Below are 20,982 nucleotides of genomic sequence, written 5' to 3' on the forward strand. Positions count from 1 at the left end.
GAATGTAAAGGAATGTGGTTGGTTTGCTGAGTAAATGCTATAAAGCAGCCCCATCCTCCCCTATACCCTGGAAGTGGAACCCTCTCATGTCCAAAAGAAAAATTACCGTGATCCCCGGTGACGGCATCGGCCCCAGCATCATTGAATCAGCCATCCAGATCCTGACCCATGCGGGCTGTGATTTTGAGTACGAATACGCTGATGCGGGTCTGGTTGCCCTCGAGAAGCATGGCGAGCTGCTGCCCCAGGCTACCCTGGATCTGATTGAGAAGAACAAGGTGAGCCTGAAAGGGCCATTGACCACACCGGTCGGCGGCGGTTTTACCTCCATCAACGTCTCCCTGCGCAAGAAGTTCAACCTCTACGCCAACGTGCGTCCGGTCATCTCCTTCAAGGGCACCAGAAGCCGTTACGACAACATCGACATCATCACGGTGCGTGAAAACACCGAAGGGATGTACTCGGGTGCAGGTCAGAAGCGTAGCGATGACAACAAGAGTGCCGAGGCGATGAGCATCATCACCCGCGAAGGGGCCGAGCGCATCGTCAAGTTTGCCTTCGAGCTGGCTCGTCAGGAAGGGCGCAAGAAGGTCACCATCATCCACAAGGCGAACATCCTCAAGTCGACCTCCGGCCTGTTCCTCGAAGTGGCACGTGAAATCGCCAGCCACTACCCGGATATCCAGAGCGAAGAGATGATCGTCGATGCCGCCTGCATGAACCTGGTGATGTACCCGGAGCGTTTCGATGTCATGGTCACCACCAACCTGTTCGGCGACATCCTCTCGGATCTTTGCGCCGGTCTGGTTGGCGGCCTTGGCATGGCGCCTGGCGCCAACATCGGCGATGGCGCGGCCATCTTCGAAGCGGTCCACGGTTCTGCGCCTGACATAGCTGGCAAGAATATCGCCAACCCGACCTCGGTGATCCTCGCCTCCATTCAGATGCTGGAGTACCTCGGCATGCAGGATAAAGCAGAGCGGATCCGCGAGGCGGTGCGAGCTACCATCGAATCCGGTGATCGGGTCACCCGCGATCTGGGTGGCACGGCTTCCACCAGCGAATTCACCCAGGCCATCATCGATCGCCTGTGAGTTAATTCATTGATTTTAAAAGGGAGCCTCGGCTCCCTTTTTTATATTTCCGAATCCTTTGCCACTCCCCGAACAGCAACTATGTTCAATAGAGAAGAAGAACAGGGAGTGTTTTTCATGAAGGGATACGGGTGCTATCTGGTGTCGGGTCTGCTGCTGGTGTGTGGCACTGCCAGTGCTTTCGAGCAGGATCAACAGACCCAAACCGCCAAACTGCCACAGCAGGAAAAACGGACTGCCACCGAGGTATGGCGCTCGAGCCTGAATACCAACGACCTGCTCAAGGCACCCAACCCCCTGTCGTTTGGTATTGAAGTCTCCACCGACAACTTTGGTAATCAAAAGATCACCTCCTACCCGCAGCTTAATCTGACCCCGGAAAAAAGCGTCAGTCTGTCGGTTGAACGCTTCAGACCCAAGGTCAAGTTCAAGGCTGGCGGAATGAACACCGCCCTCAGGCTGAGAGGAGACGGGATAAAGATGCAATTCAATCCGGTCGACAAAACCATCCCGCTGCAGATCGAGATCAAGGTGACCGACGACGAATCCTCCCTGCGCCTCGATTACCGTTTCTGATAGTTTCCGGCAGCCGAATAGCAAAAGGCCGACAGGTTTCCCTGTCGGCCTTGGTATTTATCGTACGGGCAGAACTGCTACATCACGCCTTGGGCTCGAGTTTGGAGACCCAGTACTTGTTGTAAACATGCACGGTGATCTCTTCTCGATCGTGATAGAGCTGCTTGGCCTGGATCACGAACGCGTTGTCGATCTCCTTGAGCATCTCGCGCAGCACTTCGATATTGTGTACCGATTCAGCATAGCGCTTCTTCATCGGCAGCTTGAGGTTGAACATCGCCTCCTGGCAGTCCCCCTCACGGAACCAGTCCGCAATCATGTGAACGACCCGCGCCGGTTTATCGACCATGTCGCACACCAGCCAGTAGGTGTTCTTCTTGCTCGGACGCCAGACGAAACCGTCATCCCGGATATGCTTGACCTGACCGGTATCCATCAGGGATTGGGCCATCATGCCGTTGTCAACCGCCGTCACCATCATGCCACGACGCACCAGCTGATAGGTCCAGCCACCCGGGCAGGCGCCCAGATCCACAGCCTTCATGCCTGAGCAGAGACGCACATCCCACTCTTCCCGCGGCACGAACACGTAAAACGCCTCCTCCAGCTTGAGGCTGGAGCGGCTCGGCGCATCGGCCGGGAAGCGCAGGCGCGGGATCCCCATGTGGAATCCGGAGTTGTTGAACGAGTAGGAGTAACCCAGCAACACGTGATCATTGGCCATGAAGAAGGCATGGAACACCGGACGGTTCGGCGTCTCCTTCTTGGTCAGGATCTCGTTGCTGCGCAGCGCCTGACGAAGCGGCACGGTGAACTTGCGGCAAAAGGCTGACAGCTCTTTCGCTTCGTTGGTATCCGCGGTTTCGACCCGCAGATCGCCGCAAATGGTGTAGTCACTCACCGCCTCAAGGATCGGGGAGATCCTGTCCGCGACATCCAGCCCCTTCAGCTCATGGGTGACCACCAGCATCTGGCGGATGAAGATGAGCTCCCGGAATGGCAGCTTGCGAGCCAGCAGGTCCGCCTGCTCCTCGTCATACAGTTCGAAGATCACATAACCGCTGTCGTCCTTGACCCGGGCGAAACCGTAGCACTGCATGTTACCGGCACGCTCGGTGATCTCTGCAGCCGCCTCTTTCTCAAAACCGGGGCGGCAATAAAGCAGCAGATTATTCATTTTTTCCTCCAAGACGACAGCCAGCCCAGATCAGGGCCGCCCATCCCAACATAAAACAGAGGCCACCGGCCGGAGTAATCAACCCCAGCCCCTTGCTGCCAAGCAGCACCATGGCGTAAATACTGCCGGAAAATCCGATGATCCCCAGCACAAAAGCGGTGCCAGCCAGGTGGATCACCTTGCTGCGCACACCACACCAGCCCAGAACCAGCAGGGCCAATGCGTGAAAAAACTGATATTGCACGGCGGTATTGAATGCCGCCAGACGCTCGGGCGTAATGCCGGTCGCCACCAATCCATGGGCGCCATAAGCCCCCAGCATGGTGGCCGTCAACCCGAAGAGACCGGCCAGTATCAGCCAATGTCGATGGATCTGCATCCTCACTCTCCCTCTCTCATCGAGGCTGGCAATCAAACCAACCCTCTTGTGCTATCCATGTCGGGCCACAAAATGGCTGATGGCCGCCGCTGCATGCTGCATATTATCCTGCTCACTCACGCCACTGGCTTTACGCGGTTTGAAACCATGATCACCATCGGTCAACCAATGGACCGATACGGCGGGTGAGAAGGGGAAATCGGCCAGTTCGGCGCGACTACCGAAGGTATCGCGCTCCCCCTGCAACAGCAGGGTTGGTACTGCAATATGCTTGAGTACCTCGCCTCGCCAGCTGTCGGGCTTGGCCGGAGGGTGGAAAGGATACCCGAGAATGAGCAATCCTGCAGCATTCATCTCACCCTCGCCTTCGCTGTACAGTTCCGCCGCCATCCGCCCGCCCATCGACTTGCCCGCCAGAAACAGCCGTGGATGGGCAAACTCGCGGATCATGTCGCGCCAATGGGCTAGCAGCACAGGTGCTCTGTCCGGCGGGCGGCGCTTGCCATCCTGTGCACGCTTTGTCATGTAGGGAAAGTTGAAGCGCACCACTTCGATGTCGGGGCCAGCCAGCAGACGTGACAACTCGGTAAGAAAGGCATGATCCATCCCTGCACCTGCCCCGTGGGCCAGCAAAATGCGAACGGGGGCATCAATTGCCCCCTCGCGGATTACATCAGGCATCGGCGAGCCTTGCCCTGCGACGCGCCTCTTCCTGCTCCACCAGCTCCAGCATCCAGTCGCGGAAGGCAACGATCTTGCCCTGATCCGACTGTTGCTCCTGACACACCAGATAGAAAGCATTTTTGCTCACCAGCACCTGCTCGAATGGGCAGATAAGGCGGCCGGCCTCAATCTCGGGTTGTGCCAGCACGCTGTGGCCAAGCGCCACCCCCTGGCCGTGGATCGCCGCCTGGATCACCATGGTGGAGTGGCTGAAGATGGGCCCCTGATTGACGTTGGGTGCATCGATATCGAGCTGGCGGAACCAGGCCTTCCAGTCGCGGCGGGAGGTATCGTGGAGCAGGGTATGAAGAGTCAAATCTTGCGGCGTACGCAACGGTTTGGGCCCGGTCAGCAGCAAGGGGGAACAGACCGGGATCAGGTATTCGGTATGCAGCTTGTCCGAGCGCAGACCCGGCCAGTTGCCGCGGCCGTAGTAGATGGCGACATCCACATCGTCGGTAAGCGACCCTTCATCGAGGTCAACCGCCTTGATCCGTACATCGATATCAGGGTGGCGCTCGCTGAACTTGACCAACCGCGGCACCAGCCACTGGATGGCGAAACTCGGCTGCAAACTGACAGTCAACGCCCCCTTGGCACTGCGGGCCAGCAGCTTGTCGGTCGCCTCAGAGATGGAGGCAAAGATGTCCTTGATATCCAGGAAATAGCCCTGCCCCTCTTCGGTCAGCAACAAGGAGCGATTTTTGCGGCGGAACAGCTTGATGCCAAGATACTCCTCCAGCGCCTTGATCTGGTGACTGATGGCAGCCTGAGTCACAAACAACTCTTCTGCTGCGCGGGTAAAGCTTAAGTGACGAGCCGCTGCTTCAAAGGCCTTGAGGGCATTGAGCGGGGGTAAACGACGAGACATGACACCAGCCGACGATGAGTTTTTCTAATGGGGCGCATTATAATTTGTCGGTTGCAGGTCGACCAGTGAATAAACATAATTCGCCCAGCAATCAGTCGTCATATGGCTCACATTTTCTACTACGTGTTGGTTTACATGTGTTTTTAGTGAGTCTTTCGACTGCGATTGTGGTGTTGTGTTTCTTCCTCTGCGGGAAGAGGGGCTCAAATCTCACCGGTTTGACCCAGTCTGTCATCTGAATGTGTTTGGCGCCTCCAGCTGGATGGCGCCTTTTTTCATCCCTTCTATACCTTGAACTGCCCCACCAGCTGCTGCTGCTTGTCCGCCAGCGCAGAGAGCTCGCGACCATTTTCGGCGGAGGTCGCCGCCTCGGCCCGAATGGTGTGGCTCACATCGCGAATGTTGCTGACGTTGCGGTTGATCTCGTCCGCCACCCGGCTCTGCTCCTGCGCCGCCCGGGCAATCTGCTCGTTCATCTGATGGATGGTGGAGACCGACTGGATAATCTGCTCCAGCACCTGTACCGAGAGATCTACCTTGGCAAGCGTCTCGTCAGCCTGACCATGACCATCTCGGATCGCCTTGACCACGGCGCCGGTACCGGATTGCAGTTGGCTGATCAGAGTCTGGATCTCGACGATGGCATTCTGGGTGCGACCGGCCAGATTACGCACCTCATCGGCCACCACGGCAAAGCCACGGCCCTGCTCACCGGCCCGCGCCGCTTCAATAGCCGCATTCAGCGCCAGCAAGTTGGTCTGCTCGGCAATTCCCTGGATCACGGTGAGAATGTCATTGATGTTGTCGCTGTTGGCGGAGAGTCGCTCCACCACCGGCTGGGCATCGTTGATGATGGTCATCAGCTTGCGCATCGCCTCCTGGGTGTCGGCAACGACATATTTGCCCTCTTGCGCCGCGGCATCAGTGGTGTTGGCGGCAGCCACCGCCGAGCCGGCATTACCGGAGACCTGCAACGCCGTGGCGCTCAGCTCTTCAAATGCCGTCGCCACCAGATCGATCTCCTGATACTGGGCCTGCATGCCACTGCTGGTGCGCTCGGCCACTTGCGCGGCTCGCTCGGCACTGTTGCGCGTACCGGAGACGGTATCAATCACCTGACTGATGGTGGATTGCAACTTGTTGAGGAAGCTGTTGAACCACTTGGCCAGCTCGCCGATCTCGTCTTGCCGCTGGATCTCGATACGCTGGGTCAAATCCCCCTCGCCGCTGGCGATATCCTTGAGACGGGCAACTACGGCGCGGATGGGTGCCACAATCTGGCGCGCCATCAACCAGATAAAACTCAGGGCAACCAGCGAGATCAGCACTCCGATCGACAGCTGCGAGACCACGCTGCGATTGGCCTCACTGGCCAGCTCATCTTGCAGTTGCTGGGCCGAGGCCAGTACTACAGCCCGTGGCAATTCAATGTAGATGCCCCATTTACGGTCGGTGCCACGCATGGATACCGGGACAAAGGTCTGCAACAGGGCGCCGTCGCTGCTCCAGCGAGTCAGCTCCTGCCCCTGACTGAGCCAGCCTTTCAGCTCGCTGGCCAGCCCTTGATACTTCTGATCCAGCCCGCGCCCCATGGTCACATCGAACTCATCGGCTCCCGCCACGCGCCCCTCGTGACTGACCAGCAAGATTCTGCCCTTGCCGTCATAGAGCTCTTTGTCCATGGTACTGACCAGACTCTGCAAAGTGGCCAGCGAGATATCGACCCCGACCATCCCCAGCAAGGTCTCCTGCTCCAGCAGCGGGACCGTCACCGAGGTCATCAATATCTGTTTATCGCCCACATCGTCCAGATAGGGCTCCAGCAGGCAGAGGGCACGGGTGCGAATGCTGCAGCGATACCACTCGTTTTCGATGCCACCAGCCTCGGTCGGGCTCTCATCGGCCAGTACATCCTCATTCTGCACTTCCGGTTCTATCTTGCCGTTGTCATAGGCCCAGTAACTGGAAAAACGCCCCTTGTCGTTGGAACCCAGCGCCGTTGAGCCCTGATAGTTGCTGTCTTCCCCATCCAGCTGGTCAGGCTCGAACACCGCATAGACACCAAGCAGATTGGTCGATGAGGCAACGGCATCGTGCAGTTGCTGATTGACGGCGCTGCGCAGCGCCTCCGAATGGACAAAGTTCTCAGCCGCATTCTTGCGCTGGAACAACACGCTCTCCGCCAGCAAACTGGCGCGGAAATAGGCTTCATCGAGATAGCTGGTCACCTTGGCCGCCTGCTCCGAGCCCATCGCCTTCATCCAGTTCTCGGCAGACTGCTGCGCCTCGTGCATGGTGGCTTGCCGCACCTGCTGTTGCATCTTGTTCGCGTTGTAAATCGAAGAGGCAACCAGAGCGGCGGCTGTCACCAACAGACAGCAACCGGCGATCAGGGTAATCCGACCCTGGACAGAAAGAGCGCTCATGCCAATATTCCTACGTCATACAGATATGGATAGATTATCGACTTTATAAACAAAAACTTAACTCTCTCACAGCAAATCCAGCGAGAGTTGATTAACTTCACCCTCTTTTGGCAAACCCACCACCAAGCCCAGCAGGCGAACCGAACGCCCTTGCGCCCGCTGTAGCCCCTCTTTGAGCAGGGGAACGAACAAGGTTGGCTGATAGCCACCCTGACTGCGATAGACGGTGGTCTGGTGGAAATCGGCAAACTTGAGCTTAATCCCCTGCCCCATCACCTGCTCGGCAGGGCACGCCAGCTGAAATCGCCGCTCCAGCTCCGGCAGCAGTTGCTGCAATACCGTCAGGCAGGCGGCTTCGTCACAAACATCGCTCGCCAAAGTGGTCTCCACCCCGATGGTTTTGCGGATCCGGTGCGCCTGCACCGGCTGTTCATCCAGCCCCCAGATCCGGGTCGTCAACATCTCCCCCAGCTTGCCAAAACGGCTGCACAGCTCTTGTGCCGACAAGGCCCGCGCATCCTCACAGGTGTAAAGCCCCTGTGCCTCCAGCCGCTCGGCAGTCTTGCGCCCCACCCCGGGCAGTTTGCCAAGTGGCAACTGGCAGACAAATTCGGCCACTTCGTCGGGACGAATGACAAACAGACCATCAGGCTTGCGCTGCTCCGAGGCGAGCTTGGCGAGAAACTTGTTGGGGGCCACTCCGGCCGAGGCGGTCAATCCCAGTTCGGTGACGATGGCTTGCCGGATCTCTTGCGCCATCAGGGTGGCGCTACCGCCACAACAGCGACTGTGGGTCACGTCGAGGTAAGCCTCGTCCAGCGACAGTGGTTCAACCTGATCGGTATAGCGCAGGAAAATGGCCCTGAGCTGACGGGAGATATCCTTGTACACCGCCATTCGCCCCGGGATGAGTACCAGCGGCGGGCAGAGTTTTTTCGCCAGTGCGCTCGGCATGGCGGAGCGCACCCCGAACCGGCGCGCCACATAGTTGCAGGTCGAGATGACACCACGCCGCTCGGAGGACCCACCGATGGCAAGCGGCACCTCCCGCAACGCCGGATTGTCCCGCATCTCCACCGCGGCAAAAAAGCAGTCCATGTCGATATGGATGATCTTGCGCATATCACTGTATAAATAAACAGACATGGCATCATCTTACCCCAAGGATAACCGCAGCTCTATCTCTCTCGTTGCGGCTAAAATAGTAGACTCCAAGGAGACCTTTACTACCACAATGACAAACCACAATGACAAGGAGCGTTCGGGATGAAATATCTTTGGCTGGGACTCTGTTTGCTGCCGTTGACCGGCATCGGCAAGAACAACCCGACGGCAGAGTGCCGCTGGCTGTACGACCGGATTGAGATACTGGAACAGGCCATCAAGAAAGGGGACAAGCTCGGCACAGAGCAAGAGTTGTCACGCTGGAAAACTGAGTACAACAAAAAACAGTGCTCACAGTACGACTACTGAGCCGGACAAGATGGCGTGACCGACAACGGCAGATAACAAACGGGCCCCGATCAAGATGATCGGGGCCCGTTTTTCAAAGCATGGCCAGCTTGATTCTGCAGCAGAGTGCGCTCAAGGCAGCACCATAGGGCCAGCCACGGCGGTAGCCACGTCATCCCCGCGCAGCACCCGAACCAGTTCGAGCGCAAACTCAATGGCACTGCCCGGCCCCTGACTGGTGATAAGGCGATGAGCCTCATCCCTGACTACCCGCTCACGTGACAGCTGCGATGTCGGCAGTTGGGACTTAAAACCGGGATGACAGGTGACGATGGCATCACCCAGCAGACTGTGATGTTGCAACACCACCACAGGGGCGGCGCAGATGGCAGCGCGCCAGCGACCAAGAGCGGCCTGCTCTTTGAGCAGACCAATGGCCAGCGGGGTATCGCGGATCACTTCGCTGCCGGGCAGACCACCGGGTACCACGATGGCTTCAAAGTCCCGACGGGTCAGCTCGTCGATATGACAATCGGCCACCAGCTGTACCCCGCGCGATGCCTTCACCTGCCTGGATCCGGCTGGGCAACAAGAGGCCAGCACCACCTCGATGCTGGCGCGCACCAGGGTATCGACAATCGCAACCGTCTCTATCTCTTCCGACCCGGGCGCCACCAGCACCAGTACACTCACGTTCGCCTCCTTGCTGCTTGCTCTGCCATGTAAAAGGTCAGACGGCCTGACTCTTCTCTTTGATCGCCTGATAGAGACCCTGATTGACCGGTACGGCAATGCCATGCCGGGCAGCCTTGGCCAACAGGAAGCCGGTGATGGCCTCAATCTCGGTCTCGCGTCCCAGCTCCATATCCTGATGCATGGAGGAGTAATTGTCAGCGGTCAGTTCCACCACTGTCATCACCCGGCGTTGCAACTCCTCTGCCGTGGTTGCAATCCCTTCGGCACACATCACATCCGCCACTTCCACGCAGATCTGCTGCAGGGCATCGGCAAAACGGGGGCCAGCCAGCTCGCCATTTTTCAGCTTGTAGAGAGCCGTCAGGGGATTGATGGCACAGTTGATGGCCAGCTTTTGCCACTGGCGCGTCAATACCTGCTCATCCCAACCAGCCTGACCCAGTGCCAGCGCAAGCCCGTCCGCGAGCGCGGCATGGGCCTTGGCGGCATCGTTGATCGGGCCAAGCCAAGTTTCACCCTTGCCAGTATGACGGAAGACAAAATGGCCGCACTGCATGGCGCCATGGCTGGTGACACCGGCAATCACCGGATTGTTCGGGAACATCTCGACCACCTGCTCGGCAATGCCCATCCCGTTGTGCAGCAGCACGATCGGCACGCCGGCATCCAGATTGCCCACCAGCGGTGTCAGTGCGGCAATCACCTGACTGGCCTTGGTCATCACCAGCAGACGCTGGATCTTGCCGGGTTTGCTGACAAACCCGCGCTCGATATTGAGCAGCTGGACATGCCCCTCCAGCGAGGTGAAATCGATCCCCGGATGGAGCGTGGACTTATGATGTTCGCGCAACAAGACACGGGTGGATTGACCGCTCTGGGTCAGCAGGGAGGCAAAAACGCCGCCGAGGGCGCCACAACCCAACAGTGACCACTTCGGAGTAACGGGTGGAATAACGAGCTGTCGGGAATTTTTTAATCCGCTTGGCATGGTGTGACTCTGTCAGGGTAAGGGTTGCAATCCTCTCAACCTGTTACCGGGGATAAGTGAAGATGTCGCTGGTGGACACTAACGGGTCCACCCGTCCTGTGCGCAGGGGATTCTAGCAGAGCAACCCCATCAAAATCAGCAAATTTGCCCGTTTTCTGGTAGATTTGCCCCCCGATAACGCAACATGAGGAGCTTTGGCTATGCCGTCATTCGATATTGTCTCTGAAGTCAAAATGAACGAGGTGTTGAACGCTGTCGACAACGCCAATCGTGAACTGGCCACCCGTTTCGATTTTCGTGGGGTAGAAGCCAGCTTCGAGTTGAATAAGGAAGAGGTAAAACTGGAAGCCGATGCCGATTTCCAGCTCAAGCAGATGGTCGAAATCCTGCGCGGTGCCCTGCTCAAGCGCAACATCGAAAACAGCTCCATGGAAGTGGGTGACTCCGTTCACTCCGGCAAACGCTTCCACCTGACCGTCAAGTTCAAACAGGGGATCGAGAAAGAGATCGCCAAGAAGCTGGTCAAGCTGATCAAGGACTCCAAGATCAAGGTACAGGTCGCCATCCAGGGTGATGAAGTACGTGTCACCGGCAAGAAGCGTGACGATCTGCAAGAGACCATGGCACTGGTCCGTGGCGCCGAACTGGGTCAACCGATGCAGTTCCAGAACTTCCGCGACTGATTTATCCACTCAGCCGTGGCGCACTTGATGACTCGCGCCACGCTATCTAAATCGCGGCCATAAAAAAACCGGAGCAGATGCTCCGGTTTTTTGTACCCCAAGTTTTATTAGAACTTGTAGGTAACAGAGAAGTAGTGGCTGAAGCCAGTGCTCTTCCAAGGAGTACCATCGTATGCAGTGGAACCGTCTTTGGTACCATAAGCATCCATAAAGTACTTCAGGCCGTAACCGACGGCGTAGCGGTCGGAGTGCCAGTAGATACCGTGGAAGGTAGCCAGGTTGTCGCTGGTACGGTCAGCACGGTTGTGAGTGTCCAGATCGAAGGCGTAGTCCAAGTAACCTTGGTAGGAGACAAAGCTGCCGTTGCTGAAGGTATAGAAAGGCTTGAACCAGTTCATGGCGAACCAGTAACCGTTCCACTCACCCTCTTCTTCGGCGAAGAACTGGTTTTCAGTTGCGTGGCGAGCATACAGGTTCATGCCCACTTTACCGAACCAAGGCACCTGAACATCAGCACCCAGACCGATCATGTTCTCCATCTGGTGGTCGCCGACGTTGTTCAGAGAGGCGATGTAGAGCTCTTGCACAGGACCAAAGGAGAGATCTTTACCGGTCAGAGCATCCAGAGACATGCGCGGCGCAAACTTCATGAACAGGTTCTGATCACGGTGCTTGTTGCTGTGGCGGGAGTCGAAGATATCGAAGACGTCGACGTAACCGTAAAGGTCAAACAGGCCGGAGCGACCACCGAATTCCATTTCGAAGTAGGTGTCGTTGTAATCTTCAGCACCGGTGGTGAAAGGACGTTGGTCGATGGTGTGCATGACGTTGAACTGCATCCACTTGTAGTCATTCTTGTGGATATCACCGCTGTAGTCAGCAGCGAAGGCCGGGGTAGCGGCAGCAGCCAGCAGACCGGCAGCGATCAGAGTCTTGGTAAATTTGGCCATTTTATTGGTCTCTTGTGCGTTAGTTGAGGTTTTCCGTAGCCTGCCCACAAGGAGCGAGAGGGATTCTAATCAAATAAAATTGGGGGTGAAACAACTTCTCGGGAACTTTATCCGGAAGTGTGAATCTAATCACCCCCGATTCTACGCAAACGCTTGCTATTTGTCAGCCGTTGAGAGCAACTCACTCCCTTTTCTGGCGACAAGCACAATCAACAACAACACGGGCAAGCCCAATAAACTGGTTCCGACAAAGAAGGCACTGTAGCCAATCTGCTCCACAACCTGCCCGGAAAAACCGGCCAGCAACTTGGGTAGCAGCAACATCACCGAACTGAACAGGGCGTACTGAGTGGCCGAAAATGCCACATTGGTCAGGCTGGAGAGATAGGTCACAAAGGCCGCGGTCGCGATACCGGCACTGAGGTTATCCAGCGAGATAATCAGGGTCAGCAGTTCCAGATTGTGACCAACCTGATTGAGCAGGGCAAACAGCAGGTTGGTGCTGGCGGTGAGCAGCGCCCCCAAGAACAGGATGCGCAGCGTGCCGAAGCGCATCACCAGCACGCCCCCCAGCGCAGCGCCCACCAGCGTCATGATGACGCCAAACACCTTGGTAATGGTCGCAACCTCGGTCTTGCTGAACTGCATATCCACATAGAAGCTGTTGGACATTACCCCCATCACCACATCGGCAACCCGATAGCAGGCGATCAGAGCCAGGATCAGCAGCGCCGAGCTGCCATAGCGACGAAAGAAGTCGGCGAACGGACACCAGACCGCCTCATAGCCCCAGGCCCCCGCACTCGCCAGCAGCGCAGGCCACCCTTTTTCCAGGAGCTGCGCCTTGCGTTCGGCCTGTTGCTTGCCCTGCTCGGCCAGATCGATATCCGGCTCGTGGCAAAACAGCGTGGTGATGACCCCGAGTGACATCAGACCCGCCATCACCAGATAGGTAATCTGCCAGCCACGATAGTCATAGCCGCTGTTGCTGCCAAACCACGCCGCCAGCGCCAGCGCACCGGCGCCCGCCATGATCATCGCCAGTCGGTAGCCGGTCATGTAAGAAGCAGCCATCGCCGCCTGAAGCCGCTCGGGGGCAGATTCGATGCGATAGGCGTCGATGACGATATCCTGAGTCGCCGAGGCAAAGGCCACCAGCAGGGCAAACATCGCCAGCTGGGCCAGCTCGGTCTTGGGATCGCAGAACGCCATGCCGACCAGCGCGGCGGCAATCAGCAACTGGGAGAAAAACATCCAGCTACGGCGACGCCCCAGCAACGTGGAGAGCAACGGCAGCGGCATGCGATCCACCAGCGGCGACCACAGCCATTTAAAGCCATAGGCGAGCGCCACCCAGCTCATATAGCCGATATCGGTCAGGCTGACATCGGCCTCGCGCAACCAGAATGAGAGGGTACCGAACACCAGCAGCAGCGGCAGACCCGATGAAAACCCCATGGCAAAGAGAATAAACACCCGAAATTCGAGATAGACGGCGAGGGACTCTCTCCAGCTTGGTTTGCGGATCATGTTCAACTACCTGACGACTTTGGAAAAGTGCGTCATTTTGGCAGGTTGATAGCAGATAGCCAAGGCGAGCAAAGAGATAGGCAAAAGAAGTCCGGATAGAGAAAAGGCCCATCCCGAACGGGATGAGCCTTGTATTGTGGCCTGACGAGGCGAGGTGACGAACCGCGTCCGGTGAGGATTACTTGCCCGCTTTCTTGTCGACTTTCTTGTCTGCCGGAGTTTCTGCCAGCAAGACCACCTTCTTCAGAATGATGGGACTGGTCGGTACATCGTTGGCGCGCAGAATGGGGCTGTAACCGGTCTGTACCTGAGCCAGCTTGTCCAGCACCTCCATCCCCTGAACCACCTGACCGAACACGGTATAACCCGCAGAGCCACCGGCGTTGAGGTTATTGTTGTCGACCAGATTGAAGTAAAACTGGCGAGTAGCGCTGTCGACCGCCTGGGTGCGGGCCATGGCGATGGAGCCACGCTTGTTGGGCAGACCACCGCGCGACTCGTTGACCACAGGCTCATAAGTTGGCAGTTGCTGGAACTGCTGGTTGTAGCCCCCACCCTGCACCACGAAATCCTGGATCACCCGGTGGAAGATGCTGCCGTCATAGCTGCCATCAGCCACGTAACGTAGGAAGTTCTTCACCGTCTGGGGCGCCTGCTTGGACGCCAGCTCAACCACGATATTGCCGTGGTTGGTCTCCATTCTGACTTTCGGGCCTGCAAACGCCAGCGGGGCGATCAGCATGGCCAGCAACCAGAGTTTTTTCATCATCAGACCCCTGCACCGTTCGGTTGACCTTTCAGGTAACCGCGCAGCGCATCATCGGCCATGATCTGCTGCAGCACGCTACCCAGTTGCAGGTTCAGTGTAGACTCCAGATCGGCCATGCTTGGCTCGCTCGGGCTCTCCTTGCTGGAGGACATGTTGAACTGCTTGGTCAGACGGTTGCCCTGGAAATCGGCGATCACCTGCAGGCTGACGCGGGACTTGGTGACATAGGTAAAGGTCTTCTCTTCCACATTGACTGCGGCGTTGGAGATCACCAGCGTCAGGTTGGTGGTGCCACTGTTGCCCACTTCCAGACCCTGGCTGCGCAGCCCTTCGGCCAACCGCTCGGCCATCAGCAGGTTGAGCGGACGCTCACTGTTGACCAAGACGGGGGCTTTCTCTTTATGTTTGATGGAGAAGACGTAGGCAGCCTCACGCTTGTCTACCCCTTCCATGGTGATGCGATTGCCAGAGTAGTATTGCTGGTTGGCGGGGATCACCTGCGGATTGAGCAGCGCCGTCTCCGGCCAATGAGTGGCACACCCGCCCAGCATCAGGGCGGCCAGCAGCAAGAGTGACTTTTTCATCATGGTTTCCTTTGGCTTTAGCGTTTGATGGCTTTCAAAATAACGAATTTGCTGTTCGACGCAACGACTTGTGCGTTGGCAAACAAGCGCTTGAGTTTGTTGTGATAGTCCAGATGACGGTTGCCTACTATCCAGAGTTCACCCCCTTGAGGCAACACCCGGTGCGCATCGCTGAACATCTGCCAGGCGATATGATCGGTGATCGCCTGCAGCTGATGGAAAGGAGGGTTGCAGAGGATCCGATCCGCCGAGCCGACCGCCACCCCGTCGAGACAGTTATTGACCATAAAGCGGGCGCGCGGCAGTGCATCTGGCAGATTGTGCTCGACGTTGAGCTGTGCCGAGGCGACTGCCATATAGGATTCATCGATAAAGGTCACCTCCACCTCGCTGTCTTTGGCGAGCAGCGACAGACCCAGCACCCCGTTGCCACAGCCCAGATCGATCACCTTGCGGGCACTGTGGATGGGCAGGTTGTCCAGCATAAAGCGGGCACCGATATCGAGACTGGTGCGCGAGAAGACGTTGGCATGATTGTGGATGAGCATGCCACTCCCCTCCAGCGGCCAGACAGTCGGGAAGGGGTTGGCCATCGCCGGCAGGTCAGCCTGCGGCTCGCAGTGAATGAGGCGCGCCTTTTTCCAGGCCAGCGAGGTACGGGTAGGCCCCAAATACTTCTCGAACAACTTGAGGGTGGAGGTATGAATATCCTTCGCCTTGCCGGCAGCGATAACGCGGGTTGCCGGTGTCACCACCGCACGCAATGCCAGCAGTTGCTGCTCCAATAGAGCCTGATATTTGGAGACCTTGATCACCACAAGTGCTGGGGCATCGGGCAGCGGCGCCAGCGCATCCTGCAAGCGGATATCACCCGCATCCAGTCCGTTTTCGGCCAGATTGGCCAGGGTCGCCCGCTCACTGATGTAGGAGTCGGTGACGCAGCAGGGGGAGTGCGGATGCAGATAGGCGGCCAGCGCGCCAAAGCCATCATTCATGATGATGACGGGGCCCGCCTGCTCGAGGGGAGACTCCGCCAGGGTATTGATCAGATATTCGTCAGCCGCATCCCAGGCTTGCAGGGTCTCCTGACTCTGGCGCGGATAGCGGTAGAGCGTGAGCTGGCAATGGGGAGTGTCGAGAAGGGTTTGCATAGGAAGAGTCCAACCTCGGCTTGATTCGTGTATACAGGCGCCAGGGGCGACGCAAAGTGGCGCTATTCTAGCGAGGAGCAGGAATTTCACCAGTTCGATGCGCATCAAGGGGGCAACTGACGGGTGATTTCCCTCTTACGGGGGCTTATTCCATCCCGCGACTGCCGATAGAATGGCCCGACATTCACTCTGGAAGCCGATCCGATGACCATCCAACAACTGATTGAAGCCAAGCTGACCGCCGCCCTCTCCCCCACCGTGCTGGAGGTGATCAACGAGAGCCACATGCACCGTGTGGAACCGGGATCTGAGAGCCACTTCAAGGTGGTGATCGTCAGCGAGCAATTTGCAGGGCAGCGGCTGCTGGCACGCCATCGTCAGGTCAATTCGGTGCTGGCCGACGAGCTGGCCGGTGCCGTTCATGCACTGGCACTGCATACCTACACCGAGACCGAGTGGCAGGAAAAAGGCCACGCCCCGCGCACCCCGAGCTGCGTTGGCAAACCGTCACTCTCCTGAAACCGGTTGTACCACAGGATTCCCCTCGAGAACCTGCCAACAAAAATTAAACATATTTCCCCCATTGGCCCCGAAAAGGCTACATCCAAGGGGGTATATTTCGACATCAAGGCTTTTTGCTGATAGTGGAGACAACGGCAAATACCCCCATCGAGGTATCGAAATAAAAAAACCTTTAAAACCACTACTTACAAGGTGTCGGGGGCTTATTCATTGCAGGTTAATTTTGTGATGGCACGGGGATTTTGCCCATTTGGCATGGCAGAAAATGCACCTTAAGTGGTAAACTCAAGCGCTTTTGAGTGAGCCTGCATGTTGAATAATTGTTGAGCCTGCCCACCTGGCACAACCACAACATCGACTCATTCAACCACCCGTCGTGATGTATTTCTCGGCGCTAACCAACCTCTCCCGTAACGGTAGTGCAAGTAAGTATGATTACAATCAAAAGAGGACTGGACATCCCCGTGCTGGGTGCGCCAGAGCAAGTAATCTACGATGGCCCCGCCATCACCCGTGTTGCGACACTGGGCGAGGAGTTTGTGGGGATGCGACCTACTATGTTCGTCAAAGTAGGTGATCGCGTCATCAAAGGTCAGGATCTTTTTGAAGACAAGAAGAATCCGGGCGTTAAATTCACAGCTCCTGCCACCGGTGTGGTTTCAGAGATCAACCGTGGTGCCAAACGTGTTCTCCAGTCTGTGGTCATCGACCTGGACGGTTCCGATGAACAGGTGACGTTTGAGCATTTTGCCTCTGCCGAGCTGGCCAAGCTCGAGCGCAGCAAGGTGCAAGAGATCCTGGTCGCATCAGGTCAGTGGACTGCGTTGCGTACCCGTCCGTTCAGCAAAGTCCCCGCGGTAGCGTCTGCCCCGCGCGCCATCTTTGTGACTGCAATGGACACCAACCCGCTGGCAGCCGATGCCGAGCTGATTATCAAGGAACAGCCGCAGGCCTTCCTCGATGGTCTGGCCGTATTGACCCGCCTGACCGACGGCGCCGTCTACGTCTGTAAAGGCGAAGGCAGTCTGCCCCACTCTCCGCTGGCTCAGGTCAAGGAAGAGATCTTCGTTGGTCCGCACCCTGCCGGTCTGCCGGGTACCCATATCCACTTCCTGGATCCGGTCAGCAGCACCAAGGTGCAGTGGCACATCAACTATCAGGATGTGATTGCATTCGGCAAGCTGTTCACCACCGGTCAGATCTGCACTGACAAGGTGATCGCGCTGGCTGGCCCGAACGTGCTCAAGCCGCGTCTGCTGCGTACCCGTCTGGGCGCCTGCATCAGCCAGCTCACCAACAATGAGCTGCGTGCCGACGAAAACCGTATCATCTCCGGTTCTATCCTGAGTGGTGCCAAAGCCGAAGGTGTTCACGACTACCTGGGCCGCTACCACAATCAGGTTTGCGTGCTGGGTGAAGGTCGCGAGAAAGAGTTCCTGGGCTGGATCAACCCCAGCGCCAACAAGTTCTCTATCACCCGTACCACCCTCTCTCATCTGATGAAGGGCAAGCTGATCAACTTCACCACCACTACCAACGGTAGTGACCGTTCCATGGTGCCTATCGGCAACTATGAGCGGGTGATGCCACTCGACATCCTGCCGACCCTGCTGCTGCGGGACATGGTCTCCGGCGATACCGACGGTGCGCAAGCACTGGGCTGCCTGGAGCTGGATGAGGAAGATTTGGCGCTCTGTACCTTTGTCTGCCCCGGCAAGACAGAGTACGGCCCGATCTTGCGTGAGTGCCTGACCAAGATTGAACTGGAAGGTTAAGCGATGAGTTTCAAGCAACTTCTTGAAAATATGGAACACCACTTCGAACCGGGTGGAAAGTACGCCAAGTACTATGCCCTGTTCGAAGCGGCGTACACCCTGTTCTACACCCCGGGTAGCGTTACCCGCAACGCCTCCCACGTTCGTGATGCGCTCGATCTGAAGCGCATGATGATCATGGTGTGGCTGGCCGTGTTCCCGGCCATGTTCTGGGGCATGTATAACGTTGGTAACCAGGCGATTGCCGCCATTGCCCACATGGGCTCGGCTGCTGGTGCCAGCAGCTGGCAATATGCCCTGGCTACCATGCTGGGCGCCTCCCTCGATCCGGCTGTTGCCGGTATCGGCAGCAAGATGCTGATTGGCGCCACCCACTTCTTCCCAATCTATATCACCGTCTTCTTTGTCGGTGGTTTCTGGGAAGTGCTGTTCGCCATGGTGCGCAAACACGAGATCAACGAAGGCTTCTTCGTGACCTCCATTCTGTTTGCCCTGATCGTGCCGCCCGAGCTGCCCCTGTGGCAAGCTGCGCTGGGTATCACCTTCGGTGTGGTGATGGCCAAAGAGGTGTTCGGTGGTACCGGCAAGAACTTCCTGAATCCGGCGCTTGCTGGCCGTGCGTTCCTGTTCTTCGCCTACCCGGGCCAGATTTCCGGTGACGCCGTATGGGTTGCCGTTGACGGCTTCTCCGGCGCGACGGCCCTGAGCCAGTGGGCACAAGGCGGCCAGATGGCGCTGATCAACGGTGCAACCGGCCAGGCTATCAGCTGGATGGACGCTTTCCTGGGTAACCTGCCGGGTTCCATCGGTGAAGTCTCTACCCTGATGATCCTGCTGGGTGCCGCCATGATCGTCTACATGCGCATCGCCTCCTGGCGCATCATCGCAGGCGTGATGATCGGTATGATCGCCACCTCCCTGCTGTTCAACGTCATCGGTTCCGATACCAACCCCATGTTCAACATGCCGTGGCACTGGCATCTGGTACTGGGTGGCTTCGCCTTCGGTATGGCCTTCATGGCGACCGACCCTGTCTCCGCAGCCTTTACCAACAAAGGCAAGTGGTGGTATGGCGCCCTGATCGGCGTAATGGTCGTGCTGGTTCGCGTGGTCAACCCAGCGTTCCCGGAAGGCATGATGCTGGCCATTCTGTTTGCGAACCTGTTTGCTCCCCTGTTTGACCACTTCGTCGCTCAGGCAAACATCAAGCGGAGGATTGCTCGTGGCGTTTAATAAAGATTCAACCCTCGGCACCGTCAGCGTGGTCACCGGCCTGTGTCTGGCCTGTTCCATCGTGGTATCCGTTGCCGCCGTGGGCCTGCGTTCTACCCAGCAGGAAAACAAGGCGCTGGACAAGCAGAGCAACATTCTCGCCGTAGCCGGTGTGGATGTGAGCGAAGTGGCCAAACGCGACCTGGCCAAACTGTACGGCGAGAAGATCGAAGCCCGTCTGGTGGATCTGGCAACCGGTGACTTTGTTGACGGCGATGCCGACAACTTCGACACCAAGCTGGCAGCCAAAGATCCGGCCCGCAGCATCCGTCTTGCCGCCGCTGACGACAAGGCCAGCCTGCGTCAGATCTCCAAGCAGATCCCGGTATTCTTCGCCAAGGATGCCGAAGGCAAGATCGACAGCATCATCCTGCCCATCTACGGTCAGGGTCTGTGGTCGACCATGTATGCCTTCGTCGCCGTTGCCGCTGATGGCCAGACCATCAAGGGCATCACCTACTATGACCACGGTGAAACCCCGGGTCTGGGTGGCGAGATCGAAAACCCGGCCTGGCAGGCGCTGTTCAAGGACAAGAAACTGTTCGACCAGAATGGCATGCCGGCGCTGCGCGTCATCAAGGGCCATGCTCCGGCGGGCTCCGAGCACGAGATCGATGGTCTCTCCGGTGCCACCCTGACCGGTAACGGCGTACAGCATACCTTCGACTTCTGGATGGGTCCCAAGGGCTTCGGTCCTTTCCTGGCCAAGGTTCGTGCAGGAGAAATCAACAATGGCTGACAAGAGCGAAATGAAGAAGTTGCTGTTGACGCCTGTGCTGGGCAACAACCCCATCGCCTTGCAGGTGCTGGGCGTCTGTTCTGCACTGGCGGTTACCAGCCAGATGAAAACTGCGTTTGTAATGACCCTCGCGGTCATGGCGGTCACCGCCTTCTCAAACCTGTTCATCTCCCTGATCCGCAACCAGATCCCGAACAGCGTCCGGATCATCGTGCAGATGGCGATCATCGCCTCACTGGTTATCGTGGTTGACCAGGTGCTCAAGGCTTACGCCTATGACATCTCCAAGCAACTGTCGGTCTTCGTGGGTCTGATCATCACCAACTGTATCGTAATGGGCCGCGCTGAAGCGTACGCCATGAAGAGTGCCCCGCTGCCCTCCTTCCTGGATGGTATCGGCAACGGTCTGGGCTATGGTGCCATTCTGCTGAGTGTCGCAACCGTGCGTGAACTGCTGGGCTCCGGCACCTGGTTCGGCATCGAGCTGCTGCCGCTGGTGAACAACGGTGGCTGGTATGTGCCCAACGGCCTGCTGCTGCTGCCGCCGAGTGCATTCTTCATCATTGGTCTGATCATTTGGGGCGTACGCACCAAGGATCCCAAGCAGGTGGAGGCGAAGGATTAA

22 protein-coding genes are annotated in these 20,982 nt (G+C 57.5%); 9 read left to right on the forward strand and 13 right to left on the reverse strand.

The features are described from left to right. The first annotated feature begins 86 nt into the window (after positions 1–86). On the forward strand, positions 87–1,094 hold the full coding sequence (locus AB5Y83_RS05250) for an isocitrate dehydrogenase (protein WP_005349723.1): 1,008 nt from the start codon (positions 87–89) through the stop codon (positions 1,092–1,094). 117 nt (positions 1,095–1,211) lie between these two features. Further along, on the forward strand, positions 1,212–1,670 hold the full coding sequence (locus AB5Y83_RS05255) for a hypothetical protein (RefSeq protein WP_279488967.1): 459 nt from the start codon (positions 1,212–1,214) through the stop codon (positions 1,668–1,670). Between the two features lie 82 nt (positions 1,671–1,752). On the opposite strand, the gene rlmM is transcribed toward AB5Y83_RS05255, so the two are convergent. The 6 genes from rlmM to dinB all read right to left on the reverse strand — a co-directional run bounded on the left by rlmM (position 1,753) and on the right by dinB (position 8,368). After that, positions 1,753–2,847: a 23S rRNA (cytidine(2498)-2'-O)-methyltransferase RlmM gene (gene rlmM / locus AB5Y83_RS05260; protein ID WP_101530797.1), complete on the reverse strand. Its 1,095-nt coding sequence runs from the start codon at positions 2,845–2,847 to the stop codon at positions 1,753–1,755. Continuing rightward, positions 2,840–3,226 carry a DUF423 domain-containing protein gene (locus AB5Y83_RS05265; RefSeq protein ID WP_368174816.1) on the reverse strand — a complete coding sequence of 129 codons (387 nt, stop codon included), beginning with the start codon at positions 3,224–3,226 and terminating at the stop codon, positions 2,840–2,842. The genes rlmM and AB5Y83_RS05265 overlap by 8 nt, the downstream gene beginning before the upstream one ends. Positions 3,227–3,277: 51 nt before the next feature. Then, positions 3,278–3,907, reverse strand: a complete 630-nt coding sequence (locus AB5Y83_RS05270; protein ID WP_047435531.1) for an alpha/beta family hydrolase — start codon at positions 3,905–3,907, stop codon at positions 3,278–3,280. Continuing rightward, a complete protein-coding gene (locus AB5Y83_RS05275; RefSeq protein ID WP_005338622.1) occupies positions 3,900–4,820 on the reverse strand; it encodes a transcriptional regulator GcvA in 921 nt (306 codons plus the stop codon). The genes AB5Y83_RS05270 and AB5Y83_RS05275 overlap by 8 nt, the downstream gene beginning before the upstream one ends. A gap of 284 nt (positions 4,821–5,104) precedes the next feature. After that, entirely contained in the window at positions 5,105–7,246 is a 2,142-nt protein-coding gene (locus AB5Y83_RS05280; RefSeq protein ID WP_069529615.1) for a methyl-accepting chemotaxis protein, read from the reverse strand. 66 nt (positions 7,247–7,312) lie between these two features. After that, positions 7,313–8,368, reverse strand: a complete 1,056-nt coding sequence (gene dinB, locus AB5Y83_RS05285; RefSeq protein WP_082182304.1) for a DNA polymerase IV — start codon at positions 8,366–8,368, stop codon at positions 7,313–7,315. Positions 8,369–8,512: 144 nt separating this feature from the next. Here dinB and AB5Y83_RS05290 point away from each other — a divergent pair, with 144 nt between their 5' ends. After that, positions 8,513–8,719: a hypothetical protein gene (locus tag AB5Y83_RS05290; protein ID WP_040068504.1), complete on the forward strand. Its 207-nt coding sequence runs from the start codon at positions 8,513–8,515 to the stop codon at positions 8,717–8,719. A gap of 111 nt (positions 8,720–8,830) precedes the next feature. Here AB5Y83_RS05290 and AB5Y83_RS05295 read toward each other — a convergent pair whose 3' ends face one another. Beyond that, positions 8,831–9,391: a DJ-1 family glyoxalase III gene (locus tag AB5Y83_RS05295; RefSeq protein ID WP_201989725.1), complete on the reverse strand. Its 561-nt coding sequence runs from the start codon at positions 9,389–9,391 to the stop codon at positions 8,831–8,833. 37 nt (positions 9,392–9,428) lie between these two features. Continuing rightward, positions 9,429–10,382 (reverse strand): ketopantoate reductase family protein, encoded by a 954-nt coding sequence (locus AB5Y83_RS05300; RefSeq protein ID WP_201989723.1) that lies wholly within the window; start codon positions 10,380–10,382, stop codon positions 9,429–9,431. Positions 10,383–10,582: 200 nt separating this feature from the next. Here AB5Y83_RS05300 and AB5Y83_RS05305 point away from each other — a divergent pair, with 200 nt between their 5' ends. Beyond that, the gene (locus AB5Y83_RS05305) at positions 10,583–11,065 is read left to right on the forward strand and encodes a YajQ family cyclic di-GMP-binding protein (protein WP_005338634.1); all 483 of its coding nucleotides are present in this window, start codon (positions 10,583–10,585) and stop codon (positions 11,063–11,065) included. Positions 11,066–11,172: 107 nt separating this feature from the next. Here AB5Y83_RS05305 and AB5Y83_RS05310 read toward each other — a convergent pair whose 3' ends face one another. The 5 genes from AB5Y83_RS05310 to AB5Y83_RS05330 all read right to left on the reverse strand — a co-directional run bounded on the left by AB5Y83_RS05310 (position 11,173) and on the right by AB5Y83_RS05330 (position 16,049). Beyond that, positions 11,173–12,015, reverse strand: coding sequence for an outer membrane protein OmpK (locus AB5Y83_RS05310; RefSeq protein WP_064337120.1), 843 nt, complete (start codon positions 12,013–12,015; stop codon positions 11,173–11,175). Between the two features lie 156 nt (positions 12,016–12,171). After that, positions 12,172–13,551, reverse strand: a complete 1,380-nt coding sequence (locus AB5Y83_RS05315) for an MFS transporter (protein WP_041202292.1) — start codon at positions 13,549–13,551, stop codon at positions 12,172–12,174. 172 nt (positions 13,552–13,723) lie between these two features. Continuing rightward, positions 13,724–14,311: a peptidylprolyl isomerase gene (locus AB5Y83_RS05320; protein ID WP_042053243.1), complete on the reverse strand. Its 588-nt coding sequence runs from the start codon at positions 14,309–14,311 to the stop codon at positions 13,724–13,726. Positions 14,312–14,313: 2 nt separating this feature from the next. Then, a complete protein-coding gene (locus AB5Y83_RS05325) occupies positions 14,314–14,898 on the reverse strand; it encodes a YajG family lipoprotein (protein WP_005349692.1) in 585 nt (194 codons plus the stop codon). A 17-nt stretch (positions 14,899–14,915) separates the two neighbouring features. After that, on the reverse strand, positions 14,916–16,049 hold the full coding sequence (locus AB5Y83_RS05330) for a methyltransferase (protein WP_257699491.1): 1,134 nt from the start codon (positions 16,047–16,049) through the stop codon (positions 14,916–14,918). Positions 16,050–16,253: 204 nt separating this feature from the next. Here AB5Y83_RS05330 and AB5Y83_RS05335 point away from each other — a divergent pair, with 204 nt between their 5' ends. The 5 genes from AB5Y83_RS05335 (at position 16,254) to AB5Y83_RS05355 (ending at position 20,982) form a co-directional block, all read left to right on the forward strand. Continuing rightward, positions 16,254–16,568: a BolA family transcriptional regulator gene (locus tag AB5Y83_RS05335; RefSeq protein ID WP_042053239.1), complete on the forward strand. Its 315-nt coding sequence runs from the start codon at positions 16,254–16,256 to the stop codon at positions 16,566–16,568. 434 nt (positions 16,569–17,002) lie between these two features. Next, positions 17,003–18,346: a Na(+)-translocating NADH-quinone reductase subunit A gene (locus tag AB5Y83_RS05340; protein ID WP_041202293.1), complete on the forward strand. Its 1,344-nt coding sequence runs from the start codon at positions 17,003–17,005 to the stop codon at positions 18,344–18,346. 3 nt (positions 18,347–18,349) lie between these two features. Next, a complete protein-coding gene (locus tag AB5Y83_RS05345; protein WP_005338642.1) occupies positions 18,350–19,579 on the forward strand; it encodes an NADH:ubiquinone reductase (Na(+)-transporting) subunit B in 1,230 nt (409 codons plus the stop codon). Then, positions 19,569–20,357 carry a Na(+)-translocating NADH-quinone reductase subunit C gene (locus tag AB5Y83_RS05350; RefSeq protein WP_005349682.1) on the forward strand — a complete coding sequence of 263 codons (789 nt, stop codon included), beginning with the start codon at positions 19,569–19,571 and terminating at the stop codon, positions 20,355–20,357. The genes AB5Y83_RS05345 and AB5Y83_RS05350 overlap by 11 nt, the downstream gene beginning before the upstream one ends. Further along, positions 20,350–20,982 (forward strand): NADH:ubiquinone reductase (Na(+)-transporting) subunit D, encoded by a 633-nt coding sequence (locus AB5Y83_RS05355; protein WP_005338644.1) that lies wholly within the window; start codon positions 20,350–20,352, stop codon positions 20,980–20,982. Before AB5Y83_RS05350 ends, AB5Y83_RS05355 begins: the two co-directional genes overlap by 8 nt.

It is taken from the genome of Aeromonas sp. R5-4 (assembly GCF_040908215.1).
Lineage (GTDB): Bacteria > Pseudomonadota > Gammaproteobacteria > Enterobacterales > Aeromonadaceae > Aeromonas > Aeromonas veronii.

Coding starts and splice junctions, on each gene's coding strand:
- AB5Y83_RS05250 (WP_005349723.1), top strand. CDS start 87: ATGTCCAAAAGAAAAATTACCGTGATCCCCGGTGACGGCATCGGCCCC.
- AB5Y83_RS05255 (WP_279488967.1), top strand. CDS start 1,212: ATGAAGGGATACGGGTGCTATCTGGTGTCGGGTCTGCTGCTGGTGTGT.
- rlmM (WP_101530797.1), bottom strand. CDS start 2,847: ATGAATAATCTGCTGCTTTATTGCCGCCCCGGTTTTGAGAAAGAGGCG.
- AB5Y83_RS05265 (WP_368174816.1), bottom strand. CDS start 3,226: ATGCAGATCCATCGACATTGGCTGATACTGGCCGGTCTCTTCGGGTTG.
- AB5Y83_RS05270 (WP_047435531.1), bottom strand. CDS start 3,907: ATGCCTGATGTAATCCGCGAGGGGGCAATTGATGCCCCCGTTCGCATT.
- AB5Y83_RS05275 (WP_005338622.1), bottom strand. CDS start 4,820: ATGTCTCGTCGTTTACCCCCGCTCAATGCCCTCAAGGCCTTTGAAGCA.
- AB5Y83_RS05280 (WP_069529615.1), bottom strand. CDS start 7,246: ATGAGCGCTCTTTCTGTCCAGGGTCGGATTACCCTGATCGCCGGTTGC.
- dinB (WP_082182304.1), bottom strand. CDS start 8,368: ATGCGCAAGATCATCCATATCGACATGGACTGCTTTTTTGCCGCGGTG.
- AB5Y83_RS05290 (WP_040068504.1), top strand. CDS start 8,513: ATGAAATATCTTTGGCTGGGACTCTGTTTGCTGCCGTTGACCGGCATC.
- AB5Y83_RS05300 (WP_201989723.1), bottom strand. CDS start 10,382: ATGCCAAGCGGATTAAAAAATTCCCGACAGCTCGTTATTCCACCCGTT.
- AB5Y83_RS05305 (WP_005338634.1), top strand. CDS start 10,583: ATGCCGTCATTCGATATTGTCTCTGAAGTCAAAATGAACGAGGTGTTG.
- AB5Y83_RS05310 (WP_064337120.1), bottom strand. CDS start 12,015: ATGGCCAAATTTACCAAGACTCTGATCGCTGCCGGTCTGCTGGCTGCT.
- AB5Y83_RS05320 (WP_042053243.1), bottom strand. CDS start 14,311: ATGAAAAAACTCTGGTTGCTGGCCATGCTGATCGCCCCGCTGGCGTTT.
- AB5Y83_RS05325 (WP_005349692.1), bottom strand. CDS start 14,898: ATGAAAAAGTCACTCTTGCTGCTGGCCGCCCTGATGCTGGGCGGGTGT.
- AB5Y83_RS05330 (WP_257699491.1), bottom strand. CDS start 16,049: ATGCAAACCCTTCTCGACACTCCCCATTGCCAGCTCACGCTCTACCGC.
- AB5Y83_RS05335 (WP_042053239.1), top strand. CDS start 16,254: ATGACCATCCAACAACTGATTGAAGCCAAGCTGACCGCCGCCCTCTCC.
- AB5Y83_RS05340 (WP_041202293.1), top strand. CDS start 17,003: ATGATTACAATCAAAAGAGGACTGGACATCCCCGTGCTGGGTGCGCCA.
- AB5Y83_RS05345 (WP_005338642.1), top strand. CDS start 18,350: ATGAGTTTCAAGCAACTTCTTGAAAATATGGAACACCACTTCGAACCG.
- AB5Y83_RS05355 (WP_005338644.1), top strand. CDS start 20,350: ATGGCTGACAAGAGCGAAATGAAGAAGTTGCTGTTGACGCCTGTGCTG.